Genomic DNA, 19,374 nt, shown 5'->3' with positions numbered 1-19,374 from the left:
AGGCCCTTGGGCTTTCGCCTCAGCCTGAGACGCCTCAGCCTGCGACGTTGACGATGCGCGATTTTCTGTGTAGCAGCGATCATCATGACGATCGCAATGGTTCTTGCAGTGGTAGGAAAGCGCACGGGCAGGATGGTGTAACCATCCGGCGACAGCCACCCGTGCGCGACAAACAGGCTCCCGACGGGGCCTTTTTTTATGCCCGAAATTCTTCTTACGCCCGATTTCGGCGATGCCCCGTCAACCCATCCTCATCACGCTACGGGACAGAACCATGACAGGCGATAATTCCATTCGGGATACGAGCAACCGCATGACAGGAGCGGAGATCGTTCTCCGCGCACTCAAAGACAATGGTGTCGAGCATATTTTCGGCTATCCCGGCGCGGCCATATTGCCGATCTATGACGAGATATTCCAGCAGGACGACATCAAGCATATCCTCGTGCGCCACGAACAGGGCGCCGGCCATGCCGCGGAGGGTTATGCCCGGTCCACGGGCAAGGTCGGCGTGATGCTGGTCACATCAGGCCCAGGCACGACGAATGCCGTGACGCCCCTGCAGGACGCGCTGATGGATTCAGTGCCAATCGTCTGTCTGTCCGGACAAGTGCCGACAACATTGATCGGCTCCGATGCTTTTCAGGAATGTGACACGATTGGCATCACGCGATCCTGCACCAAGCACAACTCTTTGGTCAAAGACGTCAATGACCTAGCGTCAGCGATCCATAGGGCGTTCCACATCGCCCGGTCGGGGCGACCGGGGCCCGTTCTCGTCGACATGCCAAAGGACGTTCTGTTTGCGTCCGGCGTGTACACGCCGCCTTCGGACGTTGTCGCACTGAAGAGTTATCAACCGAAGCTGCAGGGCGACATCGGCAAGATCGGCCAGGCAATAGAATTGATGGCTAATGCCAGCCGTCCCGTTATTTATGCCGGCGGCGGCATCGTCAATTCCGGCCCGGAAGCATCGAGACTGCTCCGGGAGCTGGTTCAACTGACCGACTTTCCGGTCACCTCGACGCTTATGGGCCTTGGAGCTTACCCCGCCTCCGGCAAGAACTGGCTCAAGATGGTCGGCCTGCATGGTTCCTATGAGGCGAACATGGCGATGCACGATTGCGACGTCATGATCTGTATCGGCGCGCGCTTCGATGACCGCGTGACCTCGCGTGTGGATGCTTTTTCGCCGAACTCCAGCAAGATCCATATCGATATAGATCCGTCCTCGATCAACAAGAACGTCCACGTCGATATCGGCATACAAGGCGATGTCGGCAATGTTCTGGATGACATGGTTCGTCTATGGCGCGCATTGCCTCGCAAGCCGGATGAAGGCCGCCTCCAGGACTGGTGGAGAAGGATCGCCGGCTGGCGCGCGCGCAATTCATTCTCCTATGAGATGAACAAGGATGTGATCATGCCGCAATATGCGGTGCAGCGTCTCTACGCGCTGACGAAGGATCGCGACACCTTCATCACCACTGAAGTCGGCCAGCATCAGATGTGGGCGGCCCAATTCTACGGCTTGGAAAAGCCGAACCGCTGGATGAGTTCGGGCGGCCTCGGGACGATGGGCTACGGCCTGCCGGCGGCGCTGGGCGTGCAGATCGCACATCCGCACAGCCTCGTCATCGATATTGCCGGCGACGCATCGGTTCAGATGACCATGAAAGAGATGCCGACGGCAGTCCAGTACGACGCGCCGATCAAGATCTTCATCCTGAACAACGGATATATGGGCATGGTTCGCCAGTGGCAGCAAATTCTTCACGGCAACCGCCTCGCGCATTCCTATTCCGAGGCCTTGCCCGATTTTGTCAAATTGGCCGAGGCGTTCGGAGCGGTCGGCCTGCGCTGCGACAAACCAGCCGACCTTGACGATGCGATACAGGAAATGATCGATGTGGACCGGCCGGTGCTCTTCGACTGTCGTATTGCCAGGCTCGCCAATTGTTTTCCGATGATCCAGACGGGCAGGGGGCACAACGAGATGCTGTTGCCCGACGACGCGGCCACAGGTGAAACATTCGCCGGTGCGATCGATACGGTCAGCCAGGGACTGGTATAAACGCCGCGGCGCCTTCGGCGTATCAGGGCGCATAAAAAGCCCAGGCCTGCAGCCGCACATATCAAAAAGGGAGAAATGGAGGTTTCTGTTGCCAGGTACCTCCGAACCCCGCCTAGAAGTGCGAACCACTAGGGCTTGAATTGAAGCTATCGCACCGCTTACGCGGCGAGACGTGCTTCCGCATAGTTGTCGTTGGCAACTATAAGTTTAGCCCGATAACGGTGGTACAATGCCGGGCAAAAGTACGATCTTTACACCTTCGTCGATCCTATTTCGCCCCCAGCAAAAGCCGCTCTTGAGCAGCGGTTTTTGGTGGAGGCGCCGGGTACCGCCCCCGGGTCCGAACGGCTTATTTCATCGCCTATTTATCGCCATAGTCGGTCGAGCCGACGACGCGAATATAGGGACTGGCGGTGGAAAATGAAAGGCCGGAATGCCACTTTCGTCCGTGTCAAAGTGGATCATCAAGGGGTTGACTTGCCGCCGGTCTCAACCGAAGCTTTGTGGCGGTGAGGAGACCTAGCGCATAATTTGCGGCAGCGCGCCACAATCCTCATCGACCGGATCCCGTGGCGCCGACGAGGGGAAATTCGATGGCCGACTATCTCGCAGACGTAAAGAAATATGATGCGGCGGCGGATGCCGACGCGGTTGCCAAGATCGTCAAGCATCTGGGCATCGCGCTCAGGAGCCGCGATTCCTCGCTGGTGTCCTGCACCGACCCGGAGGAACTGAAGCGCGTCAGGAACAGCTGGGTCGCCGGCAAGCTCGGCGTCACCGACGGCGCCAGGGCGGATGCGGCTATCGAAAAGACCTGCAAGGCGATGGCGGCCGACAACAGCAAGAGCCGGGTGACGTTCTATTATCTCGTCGCCAAGGATCTGGGCATGCTCGGCTCGCTCTGAGCAACCTCGCCGCTGATGCTGATGAGGCTTGTGCTGGAATTGTCTCGCTTTGCTGTGTTCGGCCGACGGTCATTCGGCTATGATGGCTGATAACCCGAATCGGACCGGAGCCGATGCGCCAGTATCTCGACCTTCTGAAGCATGTGCTGGAAAACGGCGCTGATCGCGGCGACCGTACCGGCACCGGAACACGCTCGGTATTCGGCTACCAGATGCGCTTCGACCTGGCCCGCGGCTTTCCGGTCACCACCACCAAGAAGCTGCACCTGAAGTCGATTATCCATGAGCTTTTGTGGTTCCTGGCCGGCGACACCAACATCAAATATCTCAACGATCACGGCGTCTCGATCTGGGATGAGTGGGCCGACGAGAATGGCGATCTCGGCCCGGTCTATGGCAAACAGTGGCGGTCGTGGCCGGACGGCCATGGCGGCGCCATTGACCAGGTTGCGAATCTTCTGAAGGAGATACGCAAAAATCCTAATTCGCGGCGGCTGATTGTTTCGGCGTGGAACCCGGCCGAGGTGGAGGCCATGGCGTTGCCGCCCTGCCATTGCCTGTTCCAGTTTTATGTTTCTGAAGGCAAGCTTTCCTGCCAGCTCTATCAGCGGTCGGGCGATATCTTTCTCGGTGTGCCGTTCAACATCGCTTCCTATGCGTTGTTGACGCTGATGATGGCGCAGGTGACCGGATTGAAACCCGGCGATTTCATCCACACGCTCGGCGACGCGCATCTTTACTCGAACCATTTCGAGCAGGCGCGCGAGCAATTGCGGCGCACGCCCAAGGCGTTGCCGACGCTATGGATCAATCCCGAGGTGAAGGATCTCTTTGCCTTCCGCTTCGAGGATTTCCGGCTCGAGAACTATTTCGCCGACGCGACGATCAAGGCGCCGATCGCGGTCTAGGACCTACCTGACTGTCCATCTCGAAATTGCCTACTGCGGCTGCGCCCTCGTTTGCCCGCGCCGCGGGTACTGATTTCATGTGATATTTCCTTTGGCCTCGATATCGCTGTATCCCACGAAGATTATCGCTGGCCGAGAAAACCTCAGCTCAGAATGCCGTCGCCCGGTAAAGAGCCTTTCCTTGTTATGTTCACATGGATATATCGATGGACGGCTCTGGGCGATCCGGGACGAGGAGAGTTTCATGCAGGCGCGCAAAGGTTCGACGACGATTGCCATCGCGGGTCTCGCCGCCATCCTGATGGCCGCGGGGCCGGCTGCCCATGCCGATGACAAGGTGGTCGTGTTTGCCGCGGCGAGCCTGAAGGACGGGCTCGACGCCGTCAACAAGGCCTGCGAGGCCGATGTCGGCGAGGCGGCAACCATTTCCTACGCGGCGAGCTCGGCGCTGGCCAGGCAGATCGAAAGCGGCGCGCCGGCAGACCTGTTCATCTCGGCCGATCTCGACTGGATGAAATATCTTTCCGACAGGAAGCTGACCAAGCCCGAAACCGAAGTGAAACTGCTTGGCAACCAGATCGTGCTGATTGCGCCGCAGGATTCCAAGGTCGAGGCCAGGATTGAAAAGGGGTTCGATCTTGCCGGGCTGGTCGGTGACGGCAAACTTGCCATGGGCGATGTCAAGGCGGTGCCGGCCGGCAAATACGGCAAGGCGGCGCTCGAATCGCTCGGTGTCTGGTCTTCGGTCGAAGGCAAGGTGGCGCAGGCCGAGAATGTGCGCGCCGCCCTAAAACTGGTGTCGACCGGCGAGGCAGCACTTGGCGTCGTCTATGCCACGGATGCGCATGCGGAGCCCGGCGTGAAGGTGATCGGCACTTTCCCCGCGGGTACCCATCCGCCAATCATCTATCCAGTCGCCCAGCTTGCCGATTCGAAGGGCAAGAATACCCCGGCATTCCTGAAATGCCTGCAATCCGCCAAGGCTGGCGAACTCTTCAAGGCGCAAGGTTTTACAATCCTGGCGCCGAGCAACTGACGAACGGCCCTGAGCATGAGCTGGCTGCTGGATCTCGCTCCCAACGAATGGAATGCCGTCCGGCTATCCATCAAAGTGGCGACCGTGGCGATGATTGCCAGCCTGCCGCCGGGCATAGCGATCGCCCTTGTGCTCGCCCGTGGCCAGTTCTGGGGCAAGACACTGCTCAACGGGCTGGTGCATCTGCCGCTGATCATGCCGCCGGTGGTGACCGGCTATTTATTGCTTTTGACTTTCGGCAAGCGTGGTCCGGCCGGCGCTTTCCTGGCCGAACATTTCGGCATCGTTTTTTCCTTTCGCTGGACCGGCGCCGCGCTCGCCTGCGGCGTAATGGGTTTTCCGCTGATGGTGCGGGCCATCCGGCTGTCGATCGAGGCGGTCGACCGTAAAATCGAGGCGGCCGCCGGCACGCTCGGCGCCAATCCGCTATGGGTATTCGGCACGATCACCCTGCCGCTGATCCTGCCCGGGCTGATCGCCGGTGCGATCCTCTCCTTCGCCAAGGCAATGGGCGAATTCGGCGCGACGATCACCTTTGTCTCCAACATTCCGAACGAGACGCAGACGCTGCCGTCGGCGATCTACACTTTCACGCAGGTTCCCGGCGGCGACCCCGGCGCACTCAGGCTGACGCTGATCTCGATCGTCATCTCGATGGCGGCACTTGTTGCCTCGGAAGTGCTGGCGCGGCGCGTCGGCCGGCGGATGGACATCGAATGACGGTTCAGGTCGACATCAGCCACCGGCTTGGCGACTTCACCGTCGATGCCCGCTTCGAAAGTGCCGGGCGGCTGACTGCGCTGTTCGGGCCTTCCGGCTCCGGAAAAACGACGCTGATCAATTTGATTGCCGGGCTGATCCGCCCCGACAAAGGCCGTATCGCGGCCGAGGGCCGCGTGCTGGTCGATAGCGATGCAGGCCTGTTCGTGCCGAAGCACAAGCGGCGGATCGGCATGGTGTTCCAGGATGCGCGGCTGTTTCCGCATATGAGCGTGGCGAGCAATCTGCGCTATGGCCGCTGGTTCACGCCGGCTGCCGAGCGTTACGCCGATATCAATGGTGTGGTCGAACTGCTCGGCATCGGTCATTTGCTCGACCGGCGGCCGGCAAAACTCTCCGGCGGCGAGAAGCAGCGCGTGGCAATCGGCAGGGCGCTGCTTGCCAGTCCGAAATTGCTGCTGATGGACGAGCCGCTGGCTTCGCTCGACGAGGCGCGCAAGGCCGAGATCTTGCCTTATATCGAGCGGCTGCGCGACGAGACGAAAATCCCGATCGTCTATGTCAGCCACTCGATCGCCGAAGTGGCGCGGCTGGCGAGCGACGTCGTGGTGCTGATGCAAGGACAGGTCGCCGCTTCCGGTCCGACCGGAGCGATCATGCAGCGTCTGGATCTATTGCCGGCCGAAGAGCGCGGCGAGGGCGGTGCCGTGCTGGATACCGCGGTTCTGCGCCACGACGAGGCGTTTGGCATGACCGTGCTTGGCTCAGCGGCGGGCGAGATCCGGGTGCCACTTCTGGCAACGCCGATCGGTGCGCCGGTGCGCGTCCGCATCCGTGCCCGCGACGTGATGATCGCCACCGAGCAGCCGGTCGGCCTCAGCGCGCTCAACATACTGCCGGGCACGATTGTGGCGATAGAGCCGGGCGAAGGGCCTACGGTCGAGATTGGCCTCGACTGCAATGGCGCAACCGTGCTTGCCCGCATCACCGAACAGTCGCGGCAGACGCTGGGGCTTCGGCCTGGTCGAAAAGTCTTCGCGGTGGTCAAGACAGTGAGCTTCGACCGGGCGAATACCGGCGCCGGCTTGCCGGCCGAGGCGGATGGGTGAACGGCGGATATTGTCGCTATATCATTTTGGAATAGCGGTATCGCTGGAGAACTTGTAGAATCGCATGACTGCGGAGGAGCAAATGCCGTCGCTGAGTTTGCGGATAAATCTCGATCCAGATGGCCGCATCGGGCCGGGCAAGATCGAGCTTCTGGAACAGATCGCCGCCTTCGGCTCGATTTCGGCTGCGGCGCGCGGCATGGAGATGTCCTATAAGCACGCCTGGGATCTGGTCGAAGACATGAACCGCGTGTTCGGTAAACCGCTGGTTGCGGCACAGACGGGCGGCAAGAAAGGCGGCGGCGCTCAGTTGACCTCGGTGGGCTTGGCGGTCGTCAGCCGCTTCCGCGCCATCGAGCGGGCCGCGTCTTCAGCAGCGGCGGCACATATGGAGGCGCTGCAGGCCGAGATCGACGCTGCGTGAACTCGGCGGAATTCATGCCGCGCGTGATCCTTGCTACTCCTCAGGCTCGCCGGGCTTGCGCAGCAGATAGGTGTCCATGATCCAGCCTTTTGTCCGGCGGGCCTCCTCACGGGTGCTCACGATCTCGTCGCCGACGTCGCCAATCCGGCCCGAGATGACGATCTCGTCGGCCGTGCCGAGATAGGCGCCCCAGTGGACGGTGACGTCTTTGTCGTCCAGCGTGTTGAAGGCGCATTTGCCGTCCAGCATGACGATGGTGCTGCCGGCGTTTTCGGGCAGACCTTCCTCGGCGAGCCGGCGGCCGGTGGTGATCAAAATGGCGTCGCCGATCCGGTTCAATGCCATTTTGTGGCTGGCTGCGAGTGCCTGGATGGCGGTGATGCCGGGGATGACCTCCAGCTCGAACGCGACATTGCCTCTCAGGCGTACGCGCTCCAGGATGCGCAGCGCACTGTCGTAGAGCGACGGATCGCCCCAGATCAGGAAGGCGCCGCAGCCATCTTCGGGGAGTTCGTCGCGGATCAGGCCTTCGTAGATCGCGGCGATCGCCTCGTGCCAGTCGTCGACAGTCGAGCGGTAGGAAGGCGCCGGCTCGGCGCGCACCGGCACATCGAATTCAACGCGGCGCGAGTTTGGGTTAGTGACGAAGCGGTCGCAGATCTGGCGGCGCAATTCGGCGAGATCGTTCTTCTTGGCGCCCTTGTCGGGAATGAACAGAACGTCGGCCCGGTTGAGGCTGTTAATGGCCTGGACCGTCATGTGCTCCGGATTGCCGGCGCCGATGCCGATGACAAGAAGCTTGCGCATGGGCGAACTCCTGCCCGATCGGGGCCGGCGTGTCTAGACCGGCATGACATGCTGGCAGGCGCCGGCGCGTTTGCCGAAAGGCTTTGAAACGCCACATTGAACAGCTAGAGTCATGTTGGCATTTTCGCCGGGGGAGTTTCCATGTTCCGTTACGTCCTGACCGCAGCGTTGGCGCTCTCGGCTACGCCTGCGCTCGCCAATGATTCGGTTGCCGAACTCGGCACCGGTGGGCTGATCCTTTCGCGCAGCGATGCGGTGGCGATGGAAAGCGAGGATCTCTACATCTCGCCGGAAAAAGTGACGGTCGATTACGTCTTCCGCAACAACACCGACAAGGATGTCGATGCAATCGTCGCCTTTCCGATGCCCGACATCGAAGGCGATCCCGAAGAAATCCCGGCGATTCCGGAGGCGCAGAGCGACAATTTCCTCGGCTTGGAAGTGACGATCGACGGGGTGCCGGCAAAGCCGCAGCTCGAGCAGAAAGCGTTCGCGCTCGGCATCGATATCGGCGCCGACCTGAAGGCGCAGGGCGTGCCGTTCTATCCGTTCGGCGACGCGGCCAAGGCAGCGCTGGCAAAGCTGCCGCAAGCGGTCGCCGACGACTGGGTCAACCGCGGCATCATCATCGAGGACACAGCCGACGACGGTTCGGGCATGAAGACCGTCTATACGCCGTTCTGGCAATTGCGCTCGACCTATTGGTGGCGCTCGACCTTTCCGGCCAACAAGGCGGTCCATGTCTCGCATCGCTACAAGCCGAGCGTCGGCGGCACCTCCTCGGTCAGCTTCTTCTATGACGGCCAGTTCCAGGGCCAGTATGCCGCCTACAAGACACGCTACTGCATGGACGATGCCTTCGAAAACGCCGTGCGTAAGGCAGCCAAGGACGATCCCGACGGCTACCCCAAATATTTCGAGAACCGCATCGCCTATATCCTGACCACGGGCGGCAACTGGGCGTCGGGAAACATCGGCACGTTCAAGCTGACCGTCGACAAGGACGATCCGAAGAACCTGGTCTCGTTTTGCGGCGAAAACGTCAGGAAGGTCGGACCGACGACGTTCGAGATGAAGGCGCAGAACTTCTACCCCGAGCACGACATCGACATATTGCTGCTGGAGCCATCCGATGGCGGGAACGGCGGCTGATGGACCTCGCGATTTATGTCGCCATCGCCGAGAACGGCGTGATCGGGCGCGAGGGTGGGTTGCCGTGGCGGCTGTCCACCGATCTCAAGCGGTTCAAAGCCGATACGATGGGCAAGCCCATCATCATGGGCCGCAAGACCTATGAAGGCATCGGCCGCCCATTGCCGGGCAGGCTCAACATCGTGGTGACGCGGGACAGGGCATGGCGCGCCGAGGGCGTCGAAGTCGCGCACTCGATCGAGGACGCAATCGCGCTGGCGACGGTGCGCGGGCGCTGTATGGCCGGTGCGGACGAGATCTGCGTCATCGGCGGCGGCGAGATCTATGCTCAGGCGCTGCCGCTGGCCGATCGGCTGCACGTCACCCATGTTCTGGCCGCGGTCGACGGCGACGCCCATTTCCCGCCGATCGACCCGGCGCTATGGCGGATCGTCCGCTCACAGGAGGTTGAGGCCGGTGAGAAGGACAGCCATGCGACACGCTATTCGGTTTACGAGCGGCGCCGCGACGTGAATTGAAGACGACAAAGCGTCGCGACAGGTCTAAATGGACCCAAAGGTGGACCGTGACGGCAGCCGATCGCGTTGAAAGCGTGCCGTTGCATCCCTATAGAAGAATAATATTGGATTTTGCGCCGGCGAGCCGGCGCTCGAGGGAATTCCAAGCGAAAGGACATTCATGCCCTGGAACGACAAGAGCGGCGGCGGCGGCCCGTGGGGCGGCGGCAACAATCAGGGACCTTGGGGACAGGGACCCAAGGGACCCAGCGGCCCGCAGGGCTCGCCTCCCGATCTCGAGGATATAATCCGGCGTGGGCAGGACAGGCTGCGGCGCGCACTGCCGGGCGGCGGTGGCGCGAGCCCGGCCGTGTTCGGGCTGATAGCTGCGGCGCTGGTGGTGCTATGGGCGTTCAAGGCGGTCTACACAGTGCAGCCCGACGAAGTTGCGGTGGAACTCAGGTTCGGCCAGCCGAAGGCGGAGCTCTCGCAGCCTGGCCTGCATTTCCATTGGTGGCCCATCGAAACGGTCGAGACCGCCAACATCGCCGAGCAGCTTGTCAGTATCGGCGGCGGCAGTTCCAGCGGCAACGGCCTGATGCTTTCCGGCGACCAGAACATCGTCAATGTGCAGTTCTCTGTGGCCTATCAGGTCTCCGACCCTAAGGCCTATCTGTTCGACGTGTCCGACCCGGACGGCATGCTGCAGCAGGTCGCCGAAAGCGCGATGCGCGAAGCAGTCGGCCGGCGCCCGGCGCAGGACATTTTCCGCGACGACCGGCAAGGGATTGCGGCGTCGGTGCGTGAGATCATCCAGACGACGCTGGACGGCTATAAGGCCGGCCTCAACGTCAACGCCATTTCGATCGAGGACGCCGCGCCGCCGCGCGAGGTGGCAGACGCGTTCGACGAGGTGCAGCGCGCCGAACAGGACGAGGACAAATTCGTCGAGCAGGCCAATCAGTATTCCAACCAGAAGCTCGGCCAGGCGCGCGGCGCGGCCGCACAGATCCGCGAAGACGCGGCCGCCTACAAGAACCGGGTCGTGCAGGAGGCCGAAGGCGAGGCGCAGCGCTTCATCTCGGTCTATGACGAATATGCCAAGGCGCCGGAAGTGACGCGCAAGCGGCTTTACCTGGAAACGATGGAGAGGGTGCTGAAGGATTCGAGCAAGGTCATTGTCGAGCAAGGCAACGGGCAAGGGGTGGTTCCCTACCTGCCGCTGCCGGCATTGCAGCAGAAGGCGCCGGCACCGGCCACCGGAGGAAACCAGTGATGGCCAACCGTCTTCCCGTCATTGCGGTCATCGCCGCGGTCATCCTGTTCCTGCTCTATTCGTCGGTCTTCGTCGTCAATGCGCGCCAGCAGGCGCTGGTGCTCAGGTTCGGCGAAATCGTCGACGTCAAGAACCAGCCGGGCATCTATTTCAAAGCTCCATTCTCCTTCTTCGATGCCGATACCGTGCAGCTGATCGAAAACAGGGTCCTGCGCTTCGACCTCGACAATATCCGCGTTCAGGTTTCGGGTGGCAAGTTCTATGAGGTCGATGCCTTTATCGCCTATCGTATCTCGGATCCGCGTGTGTTCCGCGCCGCGGTCTCCGGCCAGATCGAACTGGCCGAGGCCCGGCTGAGGACGCGTCTCGACGCCGCCTTGCGCCGCGTCTACGGCCTGCGCGACTTCGAGGCGGCACTCTCGGAAGAGCGCGCCGTGATGATGCGCGAGGTGCGCGATCAGCTGAGGCCCGATGCCACCTCGCTTGGCCTGCAAATCGAAGATGTCCGCATCCGCCGCACCGATCTCACGGCCGAAGTCTCGCAGCAGACCTTCGACCGCATGAAGGCCGAACGTCTCGCCGAAGCCGAGCGGCTGAGGGCGCGAGGCAATGAGGCAGCGCAGCGGATCAGGGCTCGCGCCGACCGCGAAGTGGTCGAAATCGTCGCGGAAGCGCAGAAAGAGTCTGAAATCCTGCGCGGTGAAGGTGAAGCCCAGCGCAGTGCCACATTTGCCGGGGCCTATCAGCGCGATCCGGCCTTCTTCGATTTCTATCGGTCGATGAATGCCTATGGCACTGCGTTGAACAGCACCGGAACGACGATGGTGCTGTCGCCGAATTCCGAGTTCTTCCGCTTTTTCCGCGATCCGAACAGCAAGGAAACGCCTGCAGCACCACCGCCAGCGCCGGCCGTTCCCGCGCCAGCGGCACAGCCAGGCACCGGCCAGTAGGGCCGGTGCAGGGGAAGCCGGCGTAACGGAGGATTTATCCTCTGGCGGTAGCCATAGCCGCAAACGTGCCTTATTTCTTGCCAACATGACGCGACGCGGCGTTTTGCCGAAGCGCTTTTTTAGAACACCCGGAGGCCTTTCGATGACATCCACCACCCTTCTGCGTGCAGCGAGGCGGACGTTCATCGCCGGGGCCGCTGCGCTTCTGGTCGGCGCCGTTGCCGTTCCGTCTTTCGTGACGCCGACGATGGCAGCCGACGGGCCGCCCTCGGTTGCCGATCTCGCCGCCGGCCTGCTCGGCGCGGTGGTCAACATCTCGACTTCGCAGACGGTGAAGGGCACTGAGGGGCCGGGCGCGGTGCCGATGCCGCAGCTCCCGGAAGGCTCACCCTTCCAGGACTTCTTCGACGATTTCTTCAAGAACCGTGGCGGCGACAAGGGCGGCGGCGGGCAAAAGGTGCAGTCGCTAGGCTCCGGCTTTGTGGTCGACGCCGAGCAGGGCATCGTGGTGACCAACAACCACGTCATTGCCGATGCCGACGACATCGAGGTGAATTTCTCCGACGGTGTGACGCTCAAGGCGACGCTGGTCGGCACCGACACCAAGACCGACGTCGCGGTGCTGAAGGTCGATCCGAAAGGGCACAGGCTGACGGCTGTGAAGTTTGGCGATTCCAACAAGATGCGTGTCGGCGACTGGGTAATGGCGATCGGCAATCCGTTCGGTCTCGGCGGCACGGTGACAGTCGGCATCGTCTCGGCGCGCAATCGCGACATCAATTCGGGCCCGTATGACGACTTCATCCAGACCGATGCCGCGATCAACCGCGGCAATTCCGGTGGACCGCTGTTCAACAGCAGCGGCGAGGTTATCGGCATCAACACGGCAATCATCTCGCCGTCGGGTGGCTCGATCGGCATCGGCTTCTCGATCCCGTCGCAGCTTGCCTCAGGCGTCGTCGACCAGCTTCGCCAGTTCGGCGAGACGCGGCGCGGCTGGCTCGGCGTGCGCATCCAGCCGGTGACCGACGACATTGCCGAAAGCCTGGGCATGGCGACCGCCAAGGGCGCGCTGGTCGCCGGCGTCATCAAGGGTGGGCCGGTCGACAACGGCACCATCCAGGCCGGCGACGTCATCATCAAGTTCGATGGCAAGGACATCCATGAAATGCGCGACCTGCCGCGCGTCGTGGCGGAAAGCCCGGTCGGCAAGGCGGTCGACGTGATCATCGTGCGCAAAGGAGTCGAGCAGACGGTCAAGGTGACGCTCGGCCGGCTCGAAGACGGCGAAAAGCTCGCCAGCGGCGGTGAAAACGGCAACACCGACCAGGATGATGCCGACAAGGCACCTGCGGTTTCGACGGCTTCCGTGCTCGGCATGACGATCGGCGAGCTCAATGACGAGACGCGCACGAAATTCGGCATCGCCGCCGACGTTTCCGGCGTCGTCGTGACCGACGTCACCAAGGATTCGGCGGCGGCCGAACGCGGCATCCAGCCGGGCGAGGTGATCACCGAGATCGCGCAGGAATCGGTCGCGACGCCCAAGGACGTCATGGACCGGATCGGTGCGCTGAAGGAGCAGGGGCGCAAGAACGCGCTTTTGATGCTGGCGTCGAAGACCGGCGAGCTGAGGTTTGTGACAATCCGGATGGATTGAGTCCGGAAGCGCCTGCAACACTCTGATGTTGAAAAGGAAAAGGGCGGCTAGCGGGTCGCCTTTTTTCTTGCCTGCCAGTCTGTGCGTGGCAGCCTGTAGAAGACATGTCGCCTGAGTGCGGTGTGGCTGTCCGGAACACCGGGATGGTCGAAGTCGGAGGCCGGGTCGGCGATCATGCCCAGGCGCTCCATGACGGCAGTGGACCGGCTGTTATCCTTGACTGCGAAGGACACGATTTCGTCGAGGCAAAGTCTTTCAAAGCCATAGGTGAGCCAGGCTTCGGCTGCTTCGGTGACATAGAAGCGGCCCCAGAATTCGGGTGCCAGCCGCCAGCCGATCTCGATCGTGCCGGGCGGCAGGAATGGCAAATGATCGGTTCGGGTTATGCCGACGAAGCCGATGCATTCACCTGTGGCTGCGATCTCAGCGGCCGCGAAGCCGAAGCCGTCGCGATCGATAGCCGCGCGCAACTCATCCATCTTGGCGTTAGCCTGGGCACGGTCGCGCCGAAACGGAAAGAATTCCATGACGCGCTCGTCGGAATTGATGCGATGGAAGAGATCGCGGTCACGATCTTCCCAGTTGCGCAGGATCAGGCGCTCGGTGCGGATCGGCGTCATTCGACAAATTCCTCCCGGCGATAACCCTGCAGATAAAGCAAGGCGGTGAGGTCGCCGTGGTCGATGCGGATCTTTGCCTCGGCTGCCACGGCCGGCTTGGCATGCAAGGCGACGCCGATGCCGGCAAGACGGATCATGTCGAGATCGTTGGCGCCGTCGCCGACGGCAATGGCATCGGCAGGCGTCAGGCCGAGGCGGGCGGAAATCTCGATAAGGGCTTCGGCCTTGGCGGCGCGGCCGAGGATCGGTTCGGCGACCAAACCGGTGAAGCGGCGATCCTGCTCGATCAGGCGGTTGGCGTGATTTTCGTGAAAGCCGAGCAATGCTGCGATGCGGGTGGTGAAGATGTCGAAACCACCGGAAATCAGCGCCGTCCAGGCGCCGCTGGCCGCCATTGTCTGGACGAGCGTGCGGCCGCCGGAGGCCAGCGTCAGGCGATTGTCGATGATGCGGTCGATGATTGCGGCATCGAGACCCTTGAGCAGCGCCACGCGCTCGCGCAAGGCCGGCTCGAATGCGATCTCGCCGTTCATCGATCGCGCCGTAATGGCGGCGACACGATCCTTGACGCCGATCTCGTCGGCAAGCTCGTCGATGCACTCCTGGTCGATCATCGTCGAATCCATATCGGCGATCAGGATCTTCTTGCGCCTGTTCTCAGCCGGCTGGACGGCCACGTCGATCGGTTCGGAAGCAAGCGCGGCCTGCAGGCGCGCCGTTATTTCGGAAGCGTCGGCGGTCTCCGGCAAGTCGAGTTCGCAGGCGATGCCTTCGGCCAGCCAGCGAACAGCGCTTGCGCCGACCGACCGCGAGGCCATATTCGCTAGCGTCGACGTCAATGCGCGGCCGGCGGGATGGGATAGAAGCGTGGCGATCAGCGGCATCGAAAATTCCAGCGGACAGGCGGGCGAAGGCCGCGTGAAGAACGCGATCCTGATAGCCGGGCCGACCGCCAGCGGCAAGTCGGCGCTCGCACTCGACCTCGCCGAGCGCAATGGCGGTGTCATCATCAACACCGATTCCATGCAAGGCTATTCGGTGCTCGACGTGCTGACGGCACGGCCTGGTCCTGCCGAACTCGCCCGCGTCCCCCACTTTCTTTATGGACACGTCGACCCGTCCACCGCCTATTCCACCGGCGCTTGGTTGCGTGATGTCATAAAGCTGATCGACGACGGCACGCTTTCGGGGCGGCCAGTGATTTTCGTCGGCGGCACCGGGCTTTATTTCCGGGCGCTCACGGAAGGTATCTCGGAGATGCCCGACATTCCGAAATCGATCCGTGATCGCTGGCGCTACGAGCTCCAGGAACAGGGTGCAGTGAGATTGCACCGCATCCTGTTGCGCGAGGATTCTGCGGCCGGCATGATGCTGAAGCCGACGGATGGCCAGCGCATCGTGCGGGCGCTGGAGGTGCTCGACGCGTCGGGCCGTTCCATCCTGGACTGGCAGGCCGCGCGTGGCCGGCCGTTGATCGACAGGAGCAGCGCGCGCTTTTTCGTCATCGAGCCGGAGCGAGCGGCGCTGGTGGAGCGGATCGATGCCCGCTTCGACCGAATGCTGGACAAGGGGGCACTGGACGAGGTGAAACAGCTTTCAGCGCTCGGCCTCGATCCCGACCTGCCGGCGATGAAAGCAATCGGTGTTCGCGAGCTTCAGGCCGCGCTGGCCGGCGCCATCAGTTTTCCCGAGGCCATCGAGCGTGCGAAAATCGCCACGCGGCAATATGCCAAACGGCAGGCGACCTGGTTCAGGCACCAATTAGGCCCGGAATGGCGGAGATTGCGTCCTGGTAAGGGGATCGACTCGATGCTCTCACCCCCTCCTTCGAGCGCAACCTGAAAAGTCGACGCCGAGGGGACATTTCGCGTTGAAGTTGTCCAGGTTAACTGTCCGTAAGTTCGCGCATGCCATAAGATCGATAGGAACTTTCCAACGGGGAGCAGATGCGTTTCCACAAGGCGGAATCAGCCTTTTTCGTATTTATTTTTGTGATCCTGGCCGCCGGCCTGGTGACGCTTTACGCCTATGGGCTCCTGCAAACCTTGGCCGCCGACATTAGCAATACGCCTTCGGAACTCGATGAAATCATCTATCTCAACAAGCTGCTGTTTGCGACCGGCGTGCTGCTAACGACTGCGCTGTTCTTCGGCATTTTCTTCATCTACCCGCTGATCCGAAAGCAGGCGACGGAAGAAGGCAAGCTGCGCGCCATGACCGTTTCGCTCAGCGCGCGTTCGGAGACGCTGGAGCATGCGGCGCTCACCGACAGCCTCACGGGCATGCAGAACCGGCGCTACTTCGACGATGCGCTGAAGGAATATCTCGAAGAGTTCCGTCGCATCGAGAAACCAGTAGGGCTGATGATCCTCGACCTCGACCATTTCAAGCAGGTCAACGACAGCCACGGCCACGATGTCGGCGACGAGGTGTTGCGGGCCGTCGCCAACTGTCTCAAGGACATGACACGTTATCACGACGTGGTGGCGCGCCTGGGCGGCGAGGAGTTCGCGGTGGTCACGCCCAATATGGACGCCGAGCTGCTATCCAAATTCGCCGAGCGCATCCGCAAGGCGATCGCCAACATGTCGGTGCTGACAGGCAATGTCCGACTGAAAATCACCACCAGCGTCGGGCTTGCCGTCTGGGATCGCAAGGAAACCGCCGAGGAGTTCTATCGCCGCGCCGATCGCCAGCTCTATGAGGCGAAGAGGCAAGGTCGCAACCGCGTCTGCGCCTGAAATTCCGTCATTGAATTCGTGATGCTGGCCGTCTGGTATCGTTTTCTGCGTTTCCGATGCACGCAGACCGACGTCACCCAGTCAAGCTGAGATGCTGCCTTTGCGGAGCTTGCCGGAAATAGAGGTGTTGCCGTGACTAAATCCGACCTCTCCGATCTTTACCGGGGCTATATTGCATGTCTAAACAAGCAGGATTGGCCAAATCTGGGGCGGTTTGTTCATGATGAGGTGACTCACAACGGTCGCAAGCTCGGATTGTCCGGCTATCTCGAAATGTTGGTGAGAGACTTCGACGAAATTCCGGACCTTTACTTCGACATTCAGCTATTGGTTGCCGATCCGCCTTATATAGCGAGCCGGCTAAGCTTCGACTGCGCGCCAAGGGGAACGTTCCTTGGGCTCGATGTAAGCGGGAAGAGAATTTCGTTTGCCGAGAACGTATTCTATGAGTTTCAGAGAGGGAAAATTCGCCAGGTGTGGTCAATTATAGACAAGACAGCCATCGAAGCTCAGCTGTGATATCTGCGAGCGCTGCCTAAAAGTCGCTCGGCTCAATCATTCTGGGGGACGCAGCCCGAAGGTCGCCGGCTTGAGGCCGTAGCGCAAGTCGAAATCGTCGTTCCGCTGGGTGCGTGCGGCCGACGGTTTGCGGTAGTCCGAATCGCCGGCCTGCCGGCCCGGATCGACGACTTCCGCGAAAGGCATTGCCTGCTGTGATTTCGGCACGTTGCGCAGCCGTTCGACGATCGCCACGAGGTCGACCTCGTCGCCGGTTTCGGACGGCAAGGCATTCTCGCGCTTGGCCGTGCCGGGGATCAAATCCTCGGAGAGCTTTTCGAACTTCATCCGCATCGTCGTCGCCACGCCTTCCCCGAAGGCGATGGCCTCGCGCTGGCCCATGGAAGACAGGAACGCCAGCGTCGAAGCCGAGGAATCGGCGATCGCCGAGCGGATGATCGCCTGGTCCTGCTCGTTGGCGAGCCGCATGGCAAAAAACGTCGAGCACTGCGACAGGATGGTCGGGTCGAGTTCGCCCGGGCGCTGGGTGACGACGCCGAGATAACAGCCATATTTGCGGCCTTCCTTGGCGATGCGCGACAGCGCGTGCCGTGTCGGCGCGAAACCGAGGCGCGGATCGGCGGGCATGTAGCGATGCGCTTCCTCGCACAGGAAGAGCAGCCGCAGGCGGCCTTCGCTCCACAATGCCAGGTCGAAGGCCAGCCGCGCCAGCACCGAGCAAACGGAATTGACCACCTCGGACGGCATGCCGGCCATTTCGAAGCAGGTCACCGGGCGGCCGTGATGCGGCACGCGGAAAATGTTGCCGATCGTCTCGTGGATGGTGTCTTCGATCAGGCGCGAGTTGAACATGAAACGGTAGCGCGGATCGGATGCCGCCAATTCGATGCGTGTCTTCAGTGACCTGAGGGTCGGGCGATCGTTCTTGCTTTCCAGCAATCCCATGCGCTCGTCGACCAGCTTGATGAGGTCGGCAATGCGATAGGGCACCGGCGCGTCGGCGGTCAGCGCATCGGTGCTGCGCCGTAGAAAGTTGCCGGAGTTAGGATTGCGGTAGAGGTTCTTGGCCGCGGGAATAAGATCGCGCAAGGCGTCGACCTCTTCCGGGACCGTCTCGCGGCCGCGAAACAGCACTTCGGCAAATTCTTCGAGCTTGAACATCCAGAAGGGCAGGTCGAGCGTCGTCGAATCGACCCTGACGCAATATTCGGGCAACGACGCGGCGAACTCGTTGTGTGGATCGAGGATTAGCACGCGCAGGTCGGGCCGGGCGGCGATAGACTTGCGCAAGAGCAGCGACACGGCGGTCGATTTGCCGACCCCGGTGGTGCCGACAATGGCGAAATGGCGCGCCAGCGTATCGTCGATGGCGATATTGGCGTCGATGGCCTCGTCCTGCGACAGCGTGCCGATGGTGATCGAATGACGACCGGCGAGATCGTAGACGGCCTGCAGGTCGCGGCTGCGGATTCGATGGGCAATGGCGCCGATATGCGGATAGGTCGTGATGCCACGGTCGAAGACCGGCTTCGCGCCGGGTTCGGCACCGTCGCGCACCTCGCCGATCAATTCGATGCTGACCTCGATCGGATTCTGGCCCTCGCTGCTCCAGGCACGATCCGACTTGCCGATTTCGTAGACGAGGCCGACGGTTCGTGATGTGCCGAGATTGATCGAGATCATCTTGCCGACGCTCCACAGGCCGGTGACCGTGCCTTCGATATCGTCGGCATAGGCGCTGATGGTGGCGCGCGCGCCATCGCATTGCACGACATTGCCCAGAATCCGCTTGTCGTTCTGCTCCGCCCTGCGGCGCTCCAGCAAAGTCGGTTCTCCAATGGAGGCTTCGCGTTCAACGAGCATGGACAGGCCGGGTCCCCTTTTCCCAAGCGATGAGCCTAGGCGAACGGGGTTAAGGTGGGATGAGGCGGGATGGTTTAGCGGACATTAAGGAGTTTGCGAAAACTGGACGAAAC

Annotated in this window: 19 protein-coding genes and 1 other RNA gene; 15 read left to right on the top strand and 5 right to left on the bottom strand. The window is 61.7% G+C overall.

Features of this window, described 5'->3' with window-relative positions; all coding sequences use genetic code 11:
- The first annotated feature begins 274 nt into the window (after positions 1 to 274).
- Positions 275 to 2,074 carry an acetolactate synthase 3 large subunit gene (locus NKJ46_RS20725; RefSeq protein WP_352667021.1) on the top strand — a complete coding sequence of 600 codons (1,800 nt, stop codon included), beginning with the start codon at positions 275 to 277 and terminating at the stop codon, positions 2,072 to 2,074.
- A 74-nt stretch (positions 2,075 to 2,148) separates the two neighbouring features.
- Here NKJ46_RS20725 and ssrA read toward each other — a convergent pair.
- Positions 2,149 to 2,504: a transfer-messenger RNA gene (gene ssrA / locus NKJ46_RS20720) on the bottom strand.
- A 163-nt stretch (positions 2,505 to 2,667) separates the two neighbouring features.
- Between ssrA and NKJ46_RS20715 the strand changes: the two genes are divergently transcribed.
- From NKJ46_RS20715 to NKJ46_RS20690, 6 genes are all read left to right on the top strand, one after another.
- Positions 2,668 to 2,979 (top strand): DUF2853 family protein, encoded by a 312-nt coding sequence (locus NKJ46_RS20715; protein WP_352667020.1) that lies wholly within the window; start codon positions 2,668 to 2,670, stop codon positions 2,977 to 2,979.
- 113 nt (positions 2,980 to 3,092) lie between these two features.
- Positions 3,093 to 3,887 (top strand): thymidylate synthase, encoded by a 795-nt coding sequence (locus tag NKJ46_RS20710; protein WP_352667017.1) that lies wholly within the window; start codon positions 3,093 to 3,095, stop codon positions 3,885 to 3,887.
- A 244-nt stretch (positions 3,888 to 4,131) separates the two neighbouring features.
- Positions 4,132 to 4,923 carry a molybdate ABC transporter substrate-binding protein gene (modA, locus tag NKJ46_RS20705; RefSeq protein ID WP_352667015.1) on the top strand — a complete coding sequence of 264 codons (792 nt, stop codon included), beginning with the start codon at positions 4,132 to 4,134 and terminating at the stop codon, positions 4,921 to 4,923.
- Between the two features lie 15 nt (positions 4,924 to 4,938).
- A complete protein-coding gene (modB, locus tag NKJ46_RS20700) occupies positions 4,939 to 5,643 on the top strand; it encodes a molybdate ABC transporter permease subunit (protein WP_352667013.1) in 705 nt (234 codons plus the stop codon).
- Positions 5,640 to 6,752, top strand: coding sequence for a molybdenum ABC transporter ATP-binding protein (gene modC / locus NKJ46_RS20695; protein ID WP_352667011.1), 1,113 nt, complete (start codon positions 5,640 to 5,642; stop codon positions 6,750 to 6,752). Before modB ends, modC begins: the two co-directional genes overlap by 4 nt.
- Positions 6,753 to 6,834: 82 nt before the next feature.
- The gene (locus NKJ46_RS20690) at positions 6,835 to 7,176 is read left to right on the top strand and encodes a winged helix-turn-helix domain-containing protein (protein WP_023676697.1); all 342 of its coding nucleotides are present in this window, start codon (positions 6,835 to 6,837) and stop codon (positions 7,174 to 7,176) included.
- A 33-nt stretch (positions 7,177 to 7,209) separates the two neighbouring features.
- Here NKJ46_RS20690 and cobF read toward each other — a convergent pair whose 3' ends face one another.
- A complete protein-coding gene (gene cobF / locus NKJ46_RS20685) occupies positions 7,210 to 7,983 on the bottom strand; it encodes a precorrin-6A synthase (deacetylating) (RefSeq protein WP_352667009.1) in 774 nt (257 codons plus the stop codon).
- Between the two features lie 141 nt (positions 7,984 to 8,124).
- On the opposite strand from cobF, the gene NKJ46_RS20680 reads away from it, so the two are divergent.
- The 5 genes from NKJ46_RS20680 (at position 8,125) to NKJ46_RS20660 (ending at position 13,518) form a co-directional block, all read left to right on the top strand.
- A complete protein-coding gene (locus NKJ46_RS20680) occupies positions 8,125 to 9,135 on the top strand; it encodes a DUF4424 domain-containing protein (protein WP_352667007.1) in 1,011 nt (336 codons plus the stop codon).
- Entirely contained in the window at positions 9,135 to 9,653 is a 519-nt protein-coding gene (locus NKJ46_RS20675) for a dihydrofolate reductase (RefSeq protein WP_352490307.1), read from the top strand. Before NKJ46_RS20680 ends, NKJ46_RS20675 begins: the two co-directional genes overlap by 1 nt.
- Before the next feature lie 160 nt (positions 9,654 to 9,813).
- Positions 9,814 to 10,908 (top strand): FtsH protease activity modulator HflK, encoded by a 1,095-nt coding sequence (gene hflK, locus NKJ46_RS20670; protein WP_352490306.1) that lies wholly within the window; start codon positions 9,814 to 9,816, stop codon positions 10,906 to 10,908.
- Positions 10,908 to 11,858 carry a protease modulator HflC gene (hflC, locus tag NKJ46_RS20665; RefSeq protein WP_352667004.1) on the top strand — a complete coding sequence of 317 codons (951 nt, stop codon included), beginning with the start codon at positions 10,908 to 10,910 and terminating at the stop codon, positions 11,856 to 11,858. The genes hflK and hflC overlap by 1 nt, the downstream gene beginning before the upstream one ends.
- A 142-nt stretch (positions 11,859 to 12,000) precedes the next feature.
- The gene (locus NKJ46_RS20660) at positions 12,001 to 13,518 is read left to right on the top strand and encodes a DegQ family serine endoprotease (RefSeq protein ID WP_352667002.1); all 1,518 of its coding nucleotides are present in this window, start codon (positions 12,001 to 12,003) and stop codon (positions 13,516 to 13,518) included.
- A 47-nt stretch (positions 13,519 to 13,565) separates the two neighbouring features.
- Here NKJ46_RS20660 and NKJ46_RS20655 read toward each other — a convergent pair whose 3' ends face one another.
- Positions 13,566 to 14,138 carry a GNAT family N-acetyltransferase gene (locus NKJ46_RS20655; protein WP_352667000.1) on the bottom strand — a complete coding sequence of 191 codons (573 nt, stop codon included), beginning with the start codon at positions 14,136 to 14,138 and terminating at the stop codon, positions 13,566 to 13,568.
- Complete coding sequence (gene serB / locus NKJ46_RS20650) at positions 14,135 to 15,022, bottom strand: phosphoserine phosphatase SerB (RefSeq protein WP_352666997.1); 888 nt, start codon at positions 15,020 to 15,022, stop codon at positions 14,135 to 14,137. Before serB ends, NKJ46_RS20655 begins: the two co-directional genes overlap by 4 nt.
- On the opposite strand from serB, the gene miaA reads away from it, so the two are divergent.
- The 3 genes from miaA to NKJ46_RS20635 all read left to right on the top strand — a co-directional run bounded on the left by miaA (position 15,012) and on the right by NKJ46_RS20635 (position 17,398).
- Positions 15,012 to 15,980, top strand: coding sequence for a tRNA (adenosine(37)-N6)-dimethylallyltransferase MiaA (gene miaA, locus NKJ46_RS20645; protein ID WP_352667139.1), 969 nt, complete (start codon positions 15,012 to 15,014; stop codon positions 15,978 to 15,980). The genes serB and miaA overlap by 11 nt on opposite strands.
- A gap of 104 nt (positions 15,981 to 16,084) precedes the next feature.
- On the top strand, positions 16,085 to 16,879 hold the full coding sequence (locus NKJ46_RS20640) for a GGDEF domain-containing protein (RefSeq protein WP_352666995.1): 795 nt from the start codon (positions 16,085 to 16,087) through the stop codon (positions 16,877 to 16,879).
- Positions 16,880 to 17,011: 132 nt separating this feature from the next.
- Positions 17,012 to 17,398, top strand: coding sequence for an ester cyclase (locus NKJ46_RS20635; protein ID WP_352666994.1), 387 nt, complete (start codon positions 17,012 to 17,014; stop codon positions 17,396 to 17,398).
- A 36-nt stretch (positions 17,399 to 17,434) separates the two neighbouring features.
- Here the strand turns inward: NKJ46_RS20635 and NKJ46_RS20630 are convergent, their stop codons facing one another.
- On the bottom strand, positions 17,435 to 19,261 hold the full coding sequence (locus tag NKJ46_RS20630; RefSeq protein WP_352666991.1) for an ATP-binding protein: 1,827 nt from the start codon (positions 19,259 to 19,261) through the stop codon (positions 17,435 to 17,437).
- Positions 19,262 to 19,374 lie beyond the last annotated feature (113 nt).

The organism is Mesorhizobium sp. M0166 (assembly GCF_040322255.1).
In the GTDB taxonomy this organism is placed as follows: Bacteria; Pseudomonadota; Alphaproteobacteria; order Rhizobiales; family Rhizobiaceae; genus Mesorhizobium.
Note: the sequence above shows the minus strand (reverse complement) of the source record. Positions and strands in the feature narration are given on the sequence as shown.

Coding starts and splice junctions, on each gene's coding strand:
- NKJ46_RS20640 (WP_352666995.1), top strand. CDS start 16,085: ATGCGTTTCCACAAGGCGGAATCAGCCTTTTTCGTATTTATTTTTGTG.
- NKJ46_RS20660 (WP_352667002.1), top strand. CDS start 12,001: ATGACATCCACCACCCTTCTGCGTGCAGCGAGGCGGACGTTCATCGCC.
- hflK (WP_352490306.1), top strand. CDS start 9,814: ATGCCCTGGAACGACAAGAGCGGCGGCGGCGGCCCGTGGGGCGGCGGC.
- NKJ46_RS20710 (WP_352667017.1), top strand. CDS start 3,093: ATGCGCCAGTATCTCGACCTTCTGAAGCATGTGCTGGAAAACGGCGCT.
- NKJ46_RS20655 (WP_352667000.1), bottom strand. CDS start 14,138: ATGACGCCGATCCGCACCGAGCGCCTGATCCTGCGCAACTGGGAAGAT.
- serB (WP_352666997.1), bottom strand. CDS start 15,022: ATGCCGCTGATCGCCACGCTTCTATCCCATCCCGCCGGCCGCGCATTG.
- modB (WP_352667013.1), top strand. CDS start 4,939: ATGAGCTGGCTGCTGGATCTCGCTCCCAACGAATGGAATGCCGTCCGG.
- modA (WP_352667015.1), top strand. CDS start 4,132: ATGCAGGCGCGCAAAGGTTCGACGACGATTGCCATCGCGGGTCTCGCC.
- NKJ46_RS20725 (WP_352667021.1), top strand. CDS start 275: ATGACAGGCGATAATTCCATTCGGGATACGAGCAACCGCATGACAGGA.
- cobF (WP_352667009.1), bottom strand. CDS start 7,983: ATGCGCAAGCTTCTTGTCATCGGCATCGGCGCCGGCAATCCGGAGCAC.
- NKJ46_RS20680 (WP_352667007.1), top strand. CDS start 8,125: ATGTTCCGTTACGTCCTGACCGCAGCGTTGGCGCTCTCGGCTACGCCT.
- hflC (WP_352667004.1), top strand. CDS start 10,908: ATGGCCAACCGTCTTCCCGTCATTGCGGTCATCGCCGCGGTCATCCTG.
- NKJ46_RS20715 (WP_352667020.1), top strand. CDS start 2,668: ATGGCCGACTATCTCGCAGACGTAAAGAAATATGATGCGGCGGCGGAT.
- modC (WP_352667011.1), top strand. CDS start 5,640: ATGACGGTTCAGGTCGACATCAGCCACCGGCTTGGCGACTTCACCGTC.
- NKJ46_RS20690 (WP_023676697.1), top strand. CDS start 6,835: ATGCCGTCGCTGAGTTTGCGGATAAATCTCGATCCAGATGGCCGCATC.
- NKJ46_RS20630 (WP_352666991.1), bottom strand. CDS start 19,261: ATGCTCGTTGAACGCGAAGCCTCCATTGGAGAACCGACTTTGCTGGAG.
- NKJ46_RS20675 (WP_352490307.1), top strand. CDS start 9,135: ATGGACCTCGCGATTTATGTCGCCATCGCCGAGAACGGCGTGATCGGG.